Origin of the sequence: Tunturiibacter lichenicola (assembly GCF_051013355.1) — a bacterium.
GTDB lineage: Bacteria > Acidobacteriota > Terriglobia > Terriglobales > Acidobacteriaceae > Edaphobacter > Edaphobacter lichenicola_F.
In genome coordinates, this window is the sequence record NZ_CP132944.1 from 384,308 (window position 1) to 399,657 (window position 15,350).

General features: G+C 56.2%; 14 protein-coding genes and 2 tRNA genes. 6 read left to right on the forward strand and 10 right to left on the reverse strand.

The features are described 5' to 3' along the window. Window positions 1–13 precede the first annotated feature (13 nt). The 3 genes from RBB82_RS01540 to RBB82_RS01550 are packed head-to-tail and all read right to left on the reverse strand — an operon-like array spanning window position 14 to window position 1,998. Window positions 14–442, reverse strand: coding sequence for a 6-carboxytetrahydropterin synthase (locus tag RBB82_RS01540; RefSeq protein WP_433973356.1), 429 nt, complete (start codon window positions 440–442; stop codon window positions 14–16). Next, window positions 439–849, reverse strand: coding sequence for a 6-pyruvoyl trahydropterin synthase family protein (locus RBB82_RS01545; protein ID WP_433973357.1), 411 nt, complete (start codon window positions 847–849; stop codon window positions 439–441). Before RBB82_RS01545 ends, RBB82_RS01540 begins: the two co-directional genes overlap by 4 nt. A 57-nt stretch (window positions 850–906) precedes the next feature. Beyond that, a complete protein-coding gene (locus RBB82_RS01550) occupies window positions 907–1,998 on the reverse strand; it encodes a glycosyltransferase (protein ID WP_433973358.1) in 1,092 nt (363 codons plus the stop codon). A gap of 30 nt (window positions 1,999–2,028) precedes the next feature. Here RBB82_RS01550 and RBB82_RS01555 point away from each other — a divergent pair, with 30 nt between their 5' ends. From RBB82_RS01555 to RBB82_RS01570, 4 genes are all read left to right on the forward strand, one after another. Beyond that, entirely contained in the window at window positions 2,029–2,511 is a 483-nt protein-coding gene (locus RBB82_RS01555) for a TlpA family protein disulfide reductase (protein ID WP_433973359.1), read from the forward strand. A 301-nt stretch (window positions 2,512–2,812) separates the two neighbouring features. Continuing rightward, window positions 2,813–3,151 (forward strand): hypothetical protein, encoded by a 339-nt coding sequence (locus RBB82_RS01560; protein ID WP_433973360.1) that lies wholly within the window; start codon window positions 2,813–2,815, stop codon window positions 3,149–3,151. Between the two features lie 65 nt (window positions 3,152–3,216). Next, window positions 3,217–3,293 (forward strand) — tRNA-Arg (locus RBB82_RS01565). A gap of 503 nt (window positions 3,294–3,796) precedes the next feature. Then, window positions 3,797–4,126, forward strand: coding sequence for a PEP-CTERM sorting domain-containing protein (locus tag RBB82_RS01570; protein ID WP_433973361.1), 330 nt, complete (start codon window positions 3,797–3,799; stop codon window positions 4,124–4,126). A gap of 121 nt (window positions 4,127–4,247) precedes the next feature. On the opposite strand, the gene RBB82_RS01575 is transcribed toward RBB82_RS01570, so the two are convergent. Continuing rightward, window positions 4,248–4,733 carry a hypothetical protein gene (locus tag RBB82_RS01575; protein ID WP_433973362.1) on the reverse strand — a complete coding sequence of 162 codons (486 nt, stop codon included), beginning with the start codon at window positions 4,731–4,733 and terminating at the stop codon, window positions 4,248–4,250. A gap of 203 nt (window positions 4,734–4,936) precedes the next feature. Between RBB82_RS01575 and RBB82_RS01580 the strand changes: the two genes are divergently transcribed. Beyond that, window positions 4,937–5,806: a 3-keto-disaccharide hydrolase gene (locus RBB82_RS01580; RefSeq protein WP_433973363.1), complete on the forward strand. Its 870-nt coding sequence runs from the start codon at window positions 4,937–4,939 to the stop codon at window positions 5,804–5,806. A 25-nt stretch (window positions 5,807–5,831) separates the two neighbouring features. On the opposite strand, the gene RBB82_RS01585 is transcribed toward RBB82_RS01580, so the two are convergent. The 5 genes from RBB82_RS01585 to RBB82_RS01605 all read right to left on the reverse strand — a co-directional run bounded on the left by RBB82_RS01585 (window position 5,832) and on the right by RBB82_RS01605 (window position 14,204). Beyond that, window positions 5,832–7,148 carry a glucuronyl esterase domain-containing protein gene (locus tag RBB82_RS01585; RefSeq protein WP_433973364.1) on the reverse strand — a complete coding sequence of 439 codons (1,317 nt, stop codon included), beginning with the start codon at window positions 7,146–7,148 and terminating at the stop codon, window positions 5,832–5,834. 187 nt (window positions 7,149–7,335) lie between these two features. Next, on the reverse strand, window positions 7,336–9,759 hold the full coding sequence (locus RBB82_RS01590; RefSeq protein WP_433973365.1) for an ABC transporter permease: 2,424 nt from the start codon (window positions 9,757–9,759) through the stop codon (window positions 7,336–7,338). A 208-nt stretch (window positions 9,760–9,967) separates the two neighbouring features. Next, the gene (locus RBB82_RS01595; protein WP_433973366.1) at window positions 9,968–10,666 is read right to left on the reverse strand and encodes a PEP-CTERM sorting domain-containing protein; all 699 of its coding nucleotides are present in this window, start codon (window positions 10,664–10,666) and stop codon (window positions 9,968–9,970) included. 485 nt (window positions 10,667–11,151) lie between these two features. Continuing rightward, on the reverse strand, window positions 11,152–12,585 hold the full coding sequence (locus tag RBB82_RS01600; protein ID WP_433973367.1) for an APC family permease: 1,434 nt from the start codon (window positions 12,583–12,585) through the stop codon (window positions 11,152–11,154). Next, entirely contained in the window at window positions 12,585–14,204 is a 1,620-nt protein-coding gene (locus RBB82_RS01605) for a phytoene desaturase family protein (protein WP_433973368.1), read from the reverse strand. The genes RBB82_RS01600 and RBB82_RS01605 overlap by 1 nt, the downstream gene beginning before the upstream one ends. A 269-nt stretch (window positions 14,205–14,473) precedes the next feature. On the opposite strand from RBB82_RS01605, the gene RBB82_RS01610 reads away from it, so the two are divergent. Continuing rightward, window positions 14,474–14,550: transfer RNA gene (locus RBB82_RS01610), tRNA-Arg, on the forward strand. A gap of 82 nt (window positions 14,551–14,632) precedes the next feature. Here RBB82_RS01610 and RBB82_RS01615 read toward each other — a convergent pair. Beyond that, entirely contained in the window at window positions 14,633–15,325 is a 693-nt protein-coding gene (locus RBB82_RS01615) for a GNAT family N-acetyltransferase (protein WP_433973369.1), read from the reverse strand. Window positions 15,326–15,350: the final 25 nt, after the last annotated feature.

Genomic DNA, 15,350 nt, shown 5'->3' on the forward strand with positions numbered 1-15,350 from the left:
GGAAGGGCCTCTCTTAAAATGAGCCTGACGCCAGAGCAGCTTCACCAGCGTAGTCAAATGAATTGTTGCTCGTCTCTTCAACATGAACCCGCTCCAGATGGGCAGCGGTGAAACCTTGGAAGATTCGGTAGATCTCGATACTTAGATTCTCGGTCGTGGAGACAATATTCGCAAAACAATCCAGCGTGTTCAGATTTGTATGATCGAAACGTGCCAGAAGGTTTGCTTGTGCAAAGGCATCCAACTCCGAAAGGGAACAGACCATACCTGTCGCAGGATCTACCTGACCACTCAGCGTTACCCGCACGGTGTAGTTATGGCCGTGACCGTGGGGATTATTGCATTTGCCGAATACAGTCAGGTTCTTCACAGCGTCATAGGACTCCGTGTGCAGGCGATGAGAGGCACTGAAGTGGTAGCGGCGATTGAGATGCGCTCTCATAGCTCACCATAGTAGTCCGCGAACAGGTCCGGCAACTCATAAATTCGTACACGGTGCAGCTTCGCATGAGAAATCTTGCCGTCAAGCCGTTCCCAGATCGTGATCGCAATGTTCTCTGTCGTGGGTATTCTGTCTTTGAACTCCGGAACTTCCAGGTTCAAGTGCCGATGGTCATAGATGCTGATGACTTCGCGCTCCAGGATCTCTTTAAGTTCCTTCAAGTCGACGACGAAGCCTGAGGTCGGATCTATCTCGCCTGCGACAGTAACCTCCAGCGTGTAATTGTGACCGTGGCCGTTGCGATTCGCGCATTTACCAAAGACGCGCTGGTTCTCTTCTGGCGACCACGCTTCGTTCCAGTAGAAGTGGGCTGCAGAGAACTCGGCTTTTCGGGTAAGAAAGATCATGATTATTCCTGTGATTAGACGTGACGACCGCTTTCAGGGATTCAAAGCTCAAAGTGACTAGGTACTCGTAGTGTAGTTGCGTCCCTTCCAGACAACGGTATGTTTGACACGATGGTAGATAACGCTACGAAGGAGCAGGTAGACGAAAAGAGGAATGCCCAAGATGGAGATCGCCACGTCGAATGCGGGAAAGTTCGAGCGCGCGACGCGAGAGTAAAAGCGCCACAGCGTTCGGACCCATATCAAAAGGATAACGCTTCGCTGCCAAGGCTGCAGCCAATAGAGGCTGTATGCGATCAAAGGCAGTCCGAAGAAGAGCAGAATGTCCAGAATTCGCCAGAGCGCTAGAGCGACCGGCTTTGGGAAGAGAAGGGCGAGATTTTTTGTCCAGCCTTCGATCATCTCCGAGGTCGTCCAGTACATCCGGGTGGCAAGGGCTTCGGGCGCGTAGCGGAGGCGGATGATGCGGGGCCCGCGTTTGATGTTGTGAGCGAGGGCGACGTCCTCGAGTACACTCTTGCCGACGGCGCGGTGTCCTCCGACTGAAAAGTAGGCGTCGCGTTCGACCAGAATGAATTGGCCATTGGCGGCGGCCAGGCGGCGTGTGGGATCGTTGACCTGCTTCGGTGGGTATACCGAGGCGAGTTCCGAGAAGACCAGAGGCATGACGGCGTGCTGCCAGAAGCCGGTGACGATCTGTCGCGGGGAGTAGGAGAGCAGGACTGCCTCGTGCTTCTCGGCCTCTCGGAGGGAGCGCGAGATGTCGTTGGTCTCGTGAACTGTATCAGCATCGGTGAAGAGGAGATGACGTCCGCGGGCGGCTTGTGCGCCGGTCCAACAGGCGTTGCTCTTGCCTGTGAATCCTCCGCTGCTGCTGAGGTCCAGCGGCGGCGCGTCGAGCACGATAACGCCTTCATGGTCAGCAGCTGCCTGAGCTGCGATCGCTCGGGTGTTGTCGGTTGAGTCGTCGTTGACGATGATCAACTCCCATTGCTTGCCGAGGGCAAATCCAGGTTCAGACTGGCTCAGCAGCGAGTTGAGACAGACGGAAAGCGACCTCTCCTCATTGCGAGCAGGAATAATGACCGAAAGTTGCAGGTCAGGCGTTTCGGTCAAATTCAGATCCTGCTCCGGTTCCGTATCGTTCACGACTTCGTATTATAGGAAGTGGAGCGTATTGTGCGTAGAGTCTGGGCGAGTCTGTTGTTGGGAATGATGTTGGCGGCGGGGTGCGACCGGGGAAGCCACCCTGGGAACATCGACAAGCCAGCACCACAGTTTGTGATGGGAGACGGCACCAGAACAGTGGATCTAAGCAAGCTGCGGGGGCACGTCGTCGTGCTGAACCTGTGGGCTACGTGGTGTGCTCCGTGTATCGAGGAGTTGCCGAGCCTGCTTGCTCTGCAAAAGAAGATGCCCGAACTGGCAGTTGTGGCGGTGAGCATGGACCAGGATCCCGATGTTTACCGGCGTTTTCTAGCCGACCATCATGTGGATGTGCTGACCGTTCGCGATGAACAGCAGAAAGTCAACGCGCTTTACGGTACAGTGCAGATTCCTGAGACTTACATCATCGACAAACAGGGAGTACTACGTAGAAAGTTCATCGGTGCTCAGGATTGGACCAGTTCCGAGATAACCGGCTACCTTGCCAAGATGTAATCCTTCCCTACGTTGTTTTCTTTCTAAGGGGGCACCCCCACCCCCCCAGTACCTGCGTGCAACCCGTTTGTTTTAAGTAACTTACACTTCTTTGACCTTTGCAAAATAGTCATAACAAATGGGTTACAGCTAAATTCGTGCAATGAAAAGAGTTACGGTTGAATCGACCCACGACAGGCTGATCGTGGCCCCTTTATTGATCCTGTATCCAGTATATCTGCCGGAGGATAACTCATACGCCACGCTTATCCTGTTGATTGCAGGTAGTTTATTGAGATTCAGGGCTTGACAAGTTTCAGCGATGCCAACGCCTTCAGGCAAGATCAGGATCGGGCATCGCGTTCGTCGCGAGTACGCCGCTGGTATTATCGAATTTATGACACAGCTTGATGTTCTTTACCGGTATGGTGTTGCTCCAACGGAAGCCTCCGTCCTTGCCATGGCGAAGGTGCGCGAGGTGTACGGGGTTCGCCATATGGCGCTCGATGAGGCCAAGAAGACGGTACGGATCGAGTATGACGCCAGCCGCCTGACGGAGCCGGTCATCTACGAACTGCTGCGTCGCGCCGGTTTGGACATCGTTGAGACGATGCCGATGTTCGCCCCTCCGCCGCCGCCAGAGCCGGTTGCTGCAACCTAGTTGCCGGAGTTCGCTTTATTGGTTATTTTTAGGATGCTTCTGTAGTTCCGAGTTCCCTGTTTTGCGCGCCTGTAGCTCAGCTGGATAGAGCATTTGGCTTCGAACCAAAGGGTCGGGGGTTCGAGTCCCTCCGGGCGCACCATAAAATCCTTTACGCATTCCAAGAAAAGTCCAACCCCGCACAGCGAGTAAACTGCGTTCGGTTCGGCTGTCTGCACCAATCGGCTGTCTCCACCAATCAGACAGCGGTGCGCTGTTAAGAACGTTCCGAGAGAACTTCAGCTTCCGACTCGTTCCGGAGATCTTGCTTAACTGCTATCTGCGTGTCTAACGAAGGTTGCGAAGTGGCCCGTATCATTCCGTGCCTAGGGTTACCGCAAGCCGGGCATGGTTCGGCTTTTAAACTAATCTTTGCTCCACAGCACGGACAAAAAGCTGCCATCTCATTCAGCCTCCCCAGCTGGCTTGAAGTCTTTAGATGGCCCCGAAAGTGCAAAGATTCGAGAAGGGTTCATCAGGGAGATGCGTACGTAACGACTTCAGTATCCCTACGATTGATGAATATGCTTTGAGGTGCGCTCTTTGTGCGTTCCAGGTGAGCGTGAAGGGTTTTACAGCCCCGAATTGACAGATGGAACTGATAAGTTGCTAACCATTGCGGGCGGACCATTTGGCGGCGACACCGGGCCATCCGGGCTCTGCATGACCTACCTGATCTTCGATGACTTTCTGATCAACGATCTCACCTCGGGCGACCCGTACATCGCTGGAACGCATACTGGAACATTTTCAGATTATGACGGCTCCAGTTGGCCTCCTTTACCCGGCAGCCTTCCCGTCACTCTCGTTATCACTCCAGATGCATCGACTGTGCCGGAACCATCTAGTTTGTTACTGCTGGCGACAGGAGTTCTCGGGCTGGGCATAGCTGCATCTCGTAAGTCTCATACACCGCTTAACCGTAGATCTCTGTAAGTAACTTCTATCAACGAAGAAGCCCCTCCCTATTCGGAGGGGCTTCTATTTCATCTCTCGTGAGTTCATTGGCCTGTACGGTCAACTGAACTTTCCGACAACTGACTTTTTAGGAACCTTGCTAAGAGACGGCAACAAACGTCCGGCGAAGCTCTTTTTCCTTTTTTGTGCTGAACTCCATCACGAAGCACTCGCTGCAACCAGTGAACATTCGGACTGTGGGCGTCACTGTGACCGTTCCCAAATCGCCCCATGGTTCGCTCCCAGGGTCGAATAAATACAGCGAAGGCGGCGTCCAATCGATTTGTTCAGACAATTCATTCGGCGAACGAGGAGCGACAAGTTCACTATCATCGTTGGTCAGGGCACACATTATCGCGAGAATTTTCTCCGGGGCGATGCTTGTCTTGAGTCCCTTTGCGAGATCGATAGCTTCTGAGCTTCCATCGACCCAAGATTCCCGGCCTCGCCATGCGGGGTCGATCTTGTCGATGTGAAGATCGTCGAATCGTTCGATTCCACCAGTGGCCAGAACCATTCGCATCCAGCCTTCGATGATGGTGCTACGGGCATTTTCTAGTTCTACGTCGGAGTGCTTCTCATCCATCGGAATGTTCCTCTCAGTGTGTGATCATAGCCTTGCCCCAATTCCCACGAACGGGGTCATCGGAGACTTCGATACTGACGAGTGAATGTAGACCACGCACAAATTGCTGATGCACCTTAGTATGGAATGGATCGCTTGCGAGAAAGTTCGCCGCCTCCTGACGAATCTAGCGGCTGTCACTACCTTTGAATTGAGGAAACTGCATGATCAATCGCCGACACGTGTTGAAGGGGATGGGTACGCTTGCGCTGGGTCCCACGCTGCTGCCTCTTACAAGTCTTGCGCAGGCTACACCGCCGAAGCTGACGCTGCCTGCGCCGGGCGCTGACGGATGGATCTCGCTCATCAATGATCGCGATCTGACTGGCTGGTATTCCATGCTGCAGAAGAGCGGTAAGGGCGTGGCGGAGAAGAAGCGCATTGTCACGGTGGAGAACGAGATGCTCCACATTATGGGCGCTGACGTGGATGATACCGAATACGAAGCGGGCTACCTGGCGACGCACCAGGAGTTTGAAAACGTGCGCATCCGCCTGGAGTACAAGTGGGGCGTCAAACAGTTTGCGCCGCGCACGATCAGCAAGCGCGACAATGGGCTGCTGTATGGGTTGGTCGGTGAAGATAAGGTATGGCCGCGCTGCGTGGAGTGCCAGATCGAAGAGGGTGATGTGGGGGACTTCTTCCTGGTGGACGGAATTCGTGGCGTGCAGTCTCCGCATGGCGCGGGCCTGTTCGGTCAGGGGTTGAGTCTGACGCATGGCTGGCCTGCGCCCGATAGCGATGCCGCCAAGGCGGCCGGCAAGCCCAGCACGGAGGAGCCGAGCACGGGCCGCATGATCAAGGACGGAAACTTTGAGATGCTGGACGGTTGGAATACGGTCGAGGTGCTTTGGCAGGGCGACCGCGCCGCGCATATTATCAACGGCCGCTGCGTTAACACCATTACACAGCTGCAGCAACCCGACCCGGCGAATCCCGGTAGATTCATTCCTCTAACGCGTGGCAAGATCGCTCTCGAGATTGAATACGCCGAGATCTGGTTCCGCAGGCTCGAGGTGAAGGCCATTGGCTGATCGCACCACACCCACACTGGCTTGCTTATTGTTCTGGGTGGAGTGCCTTCTTTAGAAACTCGACGTAGATCTGCCAGTCTGAGGGGACGACGCCATGACCGCCGTCGTGCATGTAGTAGCTGATGTCGTGAAATATGGGTTGTTTGGCTGAGGGCCAGATGTCTGTGCCGAGATCCTCTTTTCCCAAGAGCTTGTAGACGGGGCCGGCGGCGACTGCGGCGAGGAATTCTCCTTTGGGATCGGACCAGTAGTCGGTGTTGCCGGTCTGCAACAGGAGTGGGCGTGGAGCGATCAAGGCGATGAGAAGATTCGCGTCCATGGGCGCTTTGTCGGGGAAGCCGCCGTACTTCGCGTAGTTTGCGGCGAATTGATACGGGTAGCGGCTGGGGGCGGTGAGGTGGGCGATGGTCTCGCCGTAGTCGCGGTGACTGAGCGCGGCACCGCCTTCGCCTGAACAGCTTTCGATGACGGCGGCGAAGCGCTGGTCGTGCGCTCCGGCCCACATGACGGTCTTCCCGAGGCGTGAGATGCCGTGGATTGCGACGCGCTTTGCATCGATACTGTTGTCGGTTTCGAAGTAGTCTTCGACGCGGCTCATTCCCCAGGCCCAGGCTGAGATGGTTCCCCACTCGTCGGGTGCTCGCTGGGTCTGTCCCGGCTTGAAGTAGCGAGCGCGAATGCCGTTGGAAAAACCTTCGGGATAGTCAGGATCGACGTCGCCGTAGTAGAAGGTCGCGACACCGAAGCCAGCGTCGAGGAGGGCTTCGGCGTCGATGTGGCCGAAGTTGTGGGCCGCCGGCGGCGTTATGCGGGTATTGGTCTTCGGATCCCAGACGGTCTCGGGTTTTATTCCGGGATCGGCGACGGCGTTTTGTATGACGCCAAAGTTGATGCTCAAGAGCATTGGCACGGGCTTGTGCGCGGCGGGGGGGAGATAGATGAGCAGATTGATCGACGGGCCAGCTTTTTCTTTATTGAGATAGATCGTGACTTGTTTGCGAATCGCTTTGCCGTTGAGCGCGGGCGTTCCCTTGTCGACAACTTCAAAACTCTCTCCGGGAGGACGGCCGGGCGCTCGACCATATTGCTGGGTTTCGAACATTTCGACGATCTCGGGACGTCTTTTGGCGTACCAGGTGGCGGCGTCGCGGACGGGCTTGCCGTTGTTCAGCTTGAGCGGGTCGGGCAAGATGTAGGTGCCGACCTTCGCTTCGTCGTAGTTGACGGGAATACCGGCTACGACTTCGGGGGGAGCCTTGGGTGTTGCGGGCTGCGTCTGCGCGTGTAGCGTGAGTGCGGGAGTGATGAGGACGAAGGACAGAAATCGAGCTCTGAGGGACATGGTAGTTTCCTGACTTGTTTGCAGAGGTACAGTCTGTTTCGTCGGGGAAATAAATTCCCACTCGGAACACTAGAGTTGTTCCGAGTGTCCTGTCAAGGGTGTCTGATTCACTTCTGGTGCGAGCGCAGCGATTTGCACCCGTAGGTTGTGGCCAAATTGGAGAAGAAGAACTGGCTCAGATTTCGATTTACTCGGATCGAAGGGCCTGCATGGGATCGACAGAAGCTGCGCGACGGGCGGGAACAATACAGGCGACGATCGCGGCTAGGAGCAAGACGAGCGCAACAGACGCGAACACGGAAAGATCGATTTTTCCGACTCCGAAGAGTGTGCTTTGCATTCCTCGCCCGACGAAATAAGCGCCGATGAGGCCTAGCGTGAGGCCTATGCCGGCGAGAATGAGGCCCTCGCGAACGATGAGGAAGACGACCCGGGTGCGGTTCGCTCCAAGCGCCATACGGAGAGCGATCTCGTGCGAGCGCTGAGCCACGGAGAACGACATGACACCGTAGACTCCGAGTGCTGCAAGGAGAAGCGCGACGACGGCGAAACTGGCAAAGAGAATGAGAGAGAATCGGTCGTTGGATAGGACCAGATCGTGTACTTCGTTCAGAGAACGTGGTTCGGCGAGGGCTACCTCGGGGTCGACGGAGTTGATGGCAGCGGCAACGCTCTTGGCCATGGCGTCAGGGTCGTTGACGGTGCGGACTCCCATGGCTACATCGGACCAGGGAATCTGCCAGAAGGAGACCAGCGTTTCGGGGCGGTCCTCGCGCAGGTTGCCTCCGCGAACGTTGTGATAAACCCCGATGATTTGCCATTCGACCGGAGGGCCGAGCTTCGTGACTCCGGGAACGAGTTGTTCGATGGAGAGGCGCTGCTGGAGTGGATCCACGTCTTTGAAGTACTTCTTTACGAAGGCTTCGTTGATGACAGCTACTTTGACGCCGGCGATGTTGTCCTGATCGGTGAAGATGCGGCCCTTTATGAGTCGAATTCCGAAGGTATGAAAGAAGTCTGGAGTGACCATGCCGAAGCGCGTGTCCGGGCGCAAGGAAGGATCGGTGAAGGCGGGTTGTCCAACGATGGTGAAGGGCATACCAAAGCCTGGACCGTAGAGGGGCATGCCAGTCATAGCAGAGACAGAGGTGACTCCCGGAACAGAATTAACCTTCGAGAGTATCTGCTTGTAGTAGGCGATGATCTTCTCGGGTTCTTTTGAGCGCGAGTCGGGGACCGGAAGGAAGAAGGTGAGGACGTGGTCGGTGCGGAGGCCGAGGTCGACACGGAGCAGATTGAGGAAGCTATGGATGGCAAGACCGGCACCTGCGAGCAGCGATAGGGCTAGGGCGAACTCGCCGATGACAAGGAGTTGGCGCAGGCGGTGACGACCTGCTCCTACACCGGTGCGACCGCCTTCCTTGAGGGTTTCTGCGGGATCGACGCGGGATGCGTACCATGCGGGCGCGCTGCCGAAGAGCAGACCGGCGAGAGTGGTGGCGGCAAGGGTGAAGAGCAGAATGGGGATGTTGAGGTGAAGGTCGGCCTCGTTGGGAAGAGTGTCGCGCGGCATGATGGCAAGAAGCGCGCGAAGCATGCCGTACCCCACTCCAATGCCGAGAAGACCGCCTGTGATCGCGAGGACGAGACTTTCGGTGAGAAGCTGGACGAAGATGGATCTGCGAGTGGCGCCGAGTGCGCTGCGGACGGCTAGCTCCTTCTGGCGGGCCAGGCCGCGGGCGAGGAGGAGGTTGGCTACGTTGACGCAGGCGATGAGAAGGATAAAGGCGACGGCGCCGAGCAGGAACCAAAGAGTCTGCTTGCGTTCGCTGGGGAGAAAGTCATTTTTGAGCGGCTCGACGAAGACGCCCCAGCCTTTGTTGCTTCTGGGATTTTCCTGTGCGATGTGGAGGGCGACCGAATCCATGTCGGCCTGAGCCTGCTGAATGGTGACGCCGGGTTTAAGGCGGGCGACGGTGAGAAGCCAGTGGAAGTCGTGGTTGATCTGGTCTGGCTTGAAGACGAGAGGCACAGTAAGTTGTTCACGGCCGCGGTCGTCGAGGCCCGGAGATAAAACTCCAACAATGGTGTAGGGCTCTCCGTCGACGCGCATGGATTGGCCGATGATTTTGGGATCGGAGCCAAGGTGCATCCAGAGCTTGTGGGTCAGAATGGCGACGTGGTCTCTGCCTTCGACGCCTTCTTCCGGCAGGAAGTCGCGGCCGAGGTAGAAGGAGCGACCGAACATCTTGTAGAAACCAACGGTGGCTTGTCTGCCGTCGATGTTCTGAGGCTGATTGTTAGTCGAAATGTTGAATGTTCCACTGCTGAAGGCGTTGATGTCCTGAAAGCTGGAGTTAAAGCGCTTCCAGTCGAGGAAATCGCCGGCGGACATGGGGTTGTGGAAGGTTTGAATCTTGGACCAGATAACGACCAGCTGGTCGGGTTGGGGATATGGCAAGGGCGCGAGGAGTGTTGCGTAGTCCACGGTGAAGATGGCGGTGTTGGCGCCAATGCCTAACGCAAGCGTAAGGAGGACCGTGAAGGTGAGACCGGGGCTCTTCCACAGAGTGCGGACAGTATATTGAATATTACGAAGGATACTCGACATTGGACACCTCGTAGTGAAGCTGGCTCCGTGTTTAGCTTGAAATTACTGTTGCTGGCAGCATACTCGATTCGCGCAACTTCCTAAAGATCTGCGGACCAAACTGGCTCGATGAAGTCACGGTGGCAGTTTGAGTTACGCGCGATGGCACTAGCGGCCTAAAGCCGGCGATGCGCGGGAGGGCGTTGAGTGTCTTTACCGAAAGAACAGATTAATTCCTTCTGTTCTGGGAGACAAGAACTCTGCGGCGGACCACTCCCGCCAGACCCAGAACTCCGGTGCCAATCAGGGCGATGCTCGACGGCTCTGGAGTCAGAGCGACACCCTTCACATTCGGAGTCAGCGAGACGTTATCGATGTACTCGTCCGGTGTGTTTGGTCCAGTGCTTAAGAACTGTCGGCTGATCTCGGTCTCGAATACGTGTGATCCCGCCGTCAAATTGAAGGTTTCATTGAAGCTGCCTCTCAGAAGCTGGCCGGCCATCGCAAAAGAACCGAGATCGTCCGACGCGACAGTGACTCCATCGATGAGTATCGAGAACGTTCCTGCATCCACGTTTTTACCGACGTTATCTTGAGACGCAAACTCCTCAGTCAATGTATAAGCACCGCTCACCGGCGCGATGATGGTCTGAGACAAACCACCGCCCTGCTGAGTGAAGTCGAAGTTTACCTCGCCGACGTTGAAGTGCGCAGCATCACTTGTACCGCTCGTTGCCGTAGTGAAAGGCGTGACGCTCGGAAGACCTGCGCCGTCACTACCATTTGATGTTGTAAAGACTGTCCATCCGGCCAGGGAGCCGGTCTCAAAGTTTCCGTTTGTTATTGTGTCTGCCAGGGCAGGTCTACAGAGTAGATAGCCAATAGAAAACAGTACGCCCGCAATCGCCGATACACGTCGCCTAATCATCGAACTCCTCCAAGACAGAAGTGATTTCATGGTTCAAGTCTTGCCATGGCGATCTGAGCTGACTTATTTGTTTTCCGCAGTACGACGCAGGGTCGTGCTGCAATTCTTGTCAACCGCCATGTGGTAAAAGAACGACCGGGGAGACGTGCTCTGCATTTTGTTGCAGATACTGCTCATTGTTTGCATGTACTTCCCAACATTTGATCGTCAGATATATACGTCATCACCCCAGACTCAGCTGGACGATCAAATATTGAAGCCCCCAAAAAACAAGATAATGGCTAACTTACACCTCTTCCAGACTTAGCGCCATACTAAAGACTTCAGATAATTAAGCCCACAAACGGCTACTCGCCTGGGGCGCTTCGTTTACAGACACTTGTGCCACATAGGATGAACGCAGAAATGTGCAGCTATGTGATGGAAGTTGCAACTGATCTCTTCAGTCGCATGCCTAGTCTGGGTATGAGATTTATCTGTCGACGCTAATTGGGCAGTTGCGCACGACTTTCTGTGTTTCTGTTCCGCCAGGCCGTGCCCCAGAAGACAGCTACTCCGGCGCCGATTAGAAGTAATGTCGATCCCAGGACTTTGGCGATCGCAATCGTTTTGTGAGGCTCATCGCTTGATGGAATGACGGCCAAAACGATGGTCAGCGATGTGGTGATAAGACCCACAACGGCTAGAACGATGGCGACCGGCTTCCCTCCAGGGACTCGCGCCACTCCCTGGGGAAATGGTTCGCGCTGCAGCCGGATCATTGCGAGGAAGAGATACAGGAAAGGGATGAAGTACGTGATGATGGACATGCTGACGAGCAGGTCGTATGCGCTTTGCACTGTGCTGCCAGCCTGGCTCAGCAATGCGCAGAGCATTCCCGCGACGCCATAGCAGATCACCGCGATCCATGGTGTGCCCCACTGTGGGTGAACCTTCCCGAACGCCTTTGGCAGGTAGCGATCGATTCCGGCTACAAAGGGCAGGCGCGAGGTGGAAGACAGAAAGGACGCGGCTCCGCCGACGCTGTTAAGAGCGACGAGCAGAGCTATCGCGAGGACGATCCACAAAAGACCAAGACGGGCGCACATGACCTGGATGGCACTGACGAAGCCGCCCAGACCGCTGATCTCAGCGCTTGGCAGAGCAACGAGCAACGCGATGGTTCCGGCGATGTAGCTGCCTGCAAGAAGTATTCCGGAGACAATGAGGGCGCGGGGAATGGTGCGTCGTGCGTTTTTTATCTCCTCGCTCATGAAAGAGCCGGTCTCGCATCCACCGAAGGCGAAGAAGACTGTCGACCAGAAGATCGCGTTTCTCAGGCTTGCATGAGGCGTCATGGTCGCGACCGTGAACTTCGTCGCGGACCCGAATCGGAAGACGCTGACGCCAGCGAGGATCATCAGGATGATGATCGGACCCCAACTCCCGAGTGCTCCGATACTGTTGAGCCATTTTCCAAACTTCAGTCCGCGTACGTTGAATAGCGTAATGACCGCGAGGCATACCAGCGCGAACAAGAGGTAGTAGTTGCTGGTGTTTGTAAGCTTCTGACCGTGGGGCAAGGCGAAGAGGAGGCTGCCTGCTCCGAAGTAGAGCACCGCAGGAAAGAACGGCAGGTTGCTCATCCAATACATCCACGCAACGAGGAAGCCGGAGAAGTCACCAAAGGCCCGTTGGGTCCAGACGTAGAGGCCGCCCTCTTGTGGGTAGCGCGCCGAGAGTTCAAGCACGCTTGCAGCGAGGGGCACAAAGAAGAAGAGACAGGCGAAGATCCAGACAAGAATTGTGCTGGGGCCGGCTGCTGCCGCAGTTGCGATCCACCGCAGGCTCAATCCGCCTGCGATGTAGAAGAGCGTGAGATCGAAAAGGCCTAACTCGCGTTTGAGTAGTTGCTTCTCGCCCGGCTGGGAGTTGGTCATCAGGCTTGGTTCCGATCACGCAGGATGGCCATCGCAGCGTTTCGTCCGTTGATTCCGATTACGCTGCCGCCGGGGTGCGTGCATGCGCCGCAGAGGTATACGCCTTGCATGGGAGTTCGAGGGGTGAGGCGGTTGCTCCACATGTAGGCGGGAAGGCATTCGCCCTGAAATATGTGGCCGCCGGTGAGACCGACCTTCTGTTCGATGTCGGGTGGTCCTAGAACTTGTGCGTCGACGACGGCCTCTGGCAGATTGCTGCAGAAGCGGCCAATCGAACTTAGTGCCAGTTCCTTTGCATCGTTGCGGTGATCGTCCCAACTGCCTGATGCGAATGCGTAGGGCACGTATTGCGCGAAGACGCTCATGGTGTGCAGACCGGCGGGAGCTACGGTTGTGTCATGCACACTCTGGAAATAGAGCTCGCACCAGAGTTTGTCTGGCAGGTGGCCTGCGCGGGCTGCGGCATAACTGGCCTTCCACTCGGCCTTCGTCAACGGAGCATTGATCTGGCCGTAGTGATGGGGTTCCTGCGTTCCAGGACGTGCGGTGAAGTTTGGAAGTTCGCGGAGTAGTACGTTTAGTTTGACCGTGCATCCTTCGATTGGCACGGAACGCACTTTTTTTTCCCAGGTGGGATCCGCGTCTGCGTCCAACATGCGAAGTGTGCGGATTGGATCGGCATTCGAGACGACGACTGGCGCGGTGATGCGCTCTCCACTCTCGAGCAAGACTCCCTCTCCGGGGAGGATGCGCGCGACGCTGATGCCTGGAGCCACGACCGCTCCGGCTTCGCGGGCAGCATCGCAGAAGTAGAAGGAGACCATTCCCATGCCACCCTTTACGTAGCCCCACATGCCTGGCATATCGCCGAGCCGGCCTGAGGAGTGATGAAAGCGGATGGAGGCGGTTCCAGCGTCGAAGGGACTTGCGTTGGTGCCGATTACGCCCTGGCCCAGATATGCGGATTGCAGGCGTTCGTCGGTGAGATAGCGTTCGACGAACTCGGCCATCGACCAGTTAAAGAGAAGACTGTGTGCTTCGGCGTCGCCTGAGAGGAGCTCTTCTAGGCGCTCTTTCGTGGGTGCGTCGCCGATCCATAGATCTCTTGCGCCGCTGTGCGGGTCTGCGTCGGACGATCCGCTTGTGGGCCGCAGCGCATCGCGCAATCTGCGGATTACATCATTCATCGCGCGCCAGCCTTCGATGTCTTTGGGCGAAAAGCGGCGAACCTCTTCTTCGCAGCGAGCGTCATCGTCCCAAAGCTGGATGCTGCTGCCGTCGAGGAACGGCACAAAGAGGCCGTTGACAGCAGGTGTCCAATCGAAGCCGCGTTCGGGTAGTCCGAGCTCCTTGATCACGAGGGGATGGAGGAGACCTGCAAGATAGGCGCAGGGCGACATACGAACATCGGGAAATGGCTCTTCGACCGTGCAGGCACCACCGACTCGTTCGCGGCTTTCAAGTACCAGCACACGTTGGCCGGCTCGTGCAAGATATGTGGCGCAGGCTAATCCGTTATGACCAGCCCCGACGACGATTACATCCCAGCGACGACCAGCGATTTCCTTGAGTGGGGCTGGGAGCCCGACCTTTCCCAGGACTGCTGCCGTTGCGGACATACTGGGAGTATCTACGCCCGGCTTCAGATAACAAAGAAGAAACGACGGCGGTTATTTACCTATATCGAACTTGTGCGCCGGATCCGCCGCTATCCCTAAGTATTCGACTTCTAAATCGAGAACGTTTTTTGCGCGCGGCAAAATAGTACTGTGGGTGAATACCCTTTGCTGTAACGGAAGGAAGTCAGCGGACTATTCGCTGTGGGGTCAGAAGCTTGCTCCCGAGAGCAAATTCCTATATCTTTAAAAGGTTGCATCCCATCAAATGTGCGCCCGTAGCTCAGTTGGATAGAGCATTTGGCTACGAACCAAAGGGTCGGAGGTTCGAATCCTTCCGGGCGCACCATCCTTCGATTGAGCTCAAGGAATCGAGCTCTCGACTCTAAATTTTCCAAACAAATACTGGCGCCACTAATCGAGTGGATACGTCACTGTTTGCGGGAGATTCGATGCAGTATGATCCTGCGGACTTCTCTGAATCCCATCCGTTCGTAGAGTTCGATGGCTCGAGAGTTCGTGGCACTGACGTGGAGCCAGGAGATCAGGCCATCGCGGCGATGATCTCGCGCCAGCTGCCACATAATGGCTGCAGCGTAGCTCTTGCCACGATGTGCCGGGTGTGTGCAGATGCCGCTGATTTCGGGGTAGCCATCGATGATCAAACGCTCCCCGCCCATCGCGATCAACTCGCCCTCAGACCGAATGCCATAGTAGTTGCCCATCTCGCAGGTTCTGCTGCGAAAGAAGCCGGGGAATGCGAGGGTCGTGAGCGCAACCATCTCTGGCGCGTCGGCGTTAGAGAGCGGCAGGATCTCAATCGTTGGAGCGGGTTGGGTAATTTCTGCGGGAAGGACCATCTGGAGACACTCCAGTGATTCTTCGAAGACGAGTTCAGGCGGATGTGGGTAGGTCTCACCGGCGATCCACACCGACTCGTCAGGCGCTAGAAGGGAGTGGAGTTGGAGCAGCGAGGCGACGGACGGCGAAGCGACTGCAGCGAACGGAGCGACATCCGCGGGATATCGGCAGGCGTCTCCCACTGAGACTGAGAAGTGGCGATGCCTGGTGTGGAGAGCGTGCCACACGGGATCTGCGAAGAGGCTCTCTGGTAGGTCAGTCATTCTTTTAGAACATACGCGATGTGTC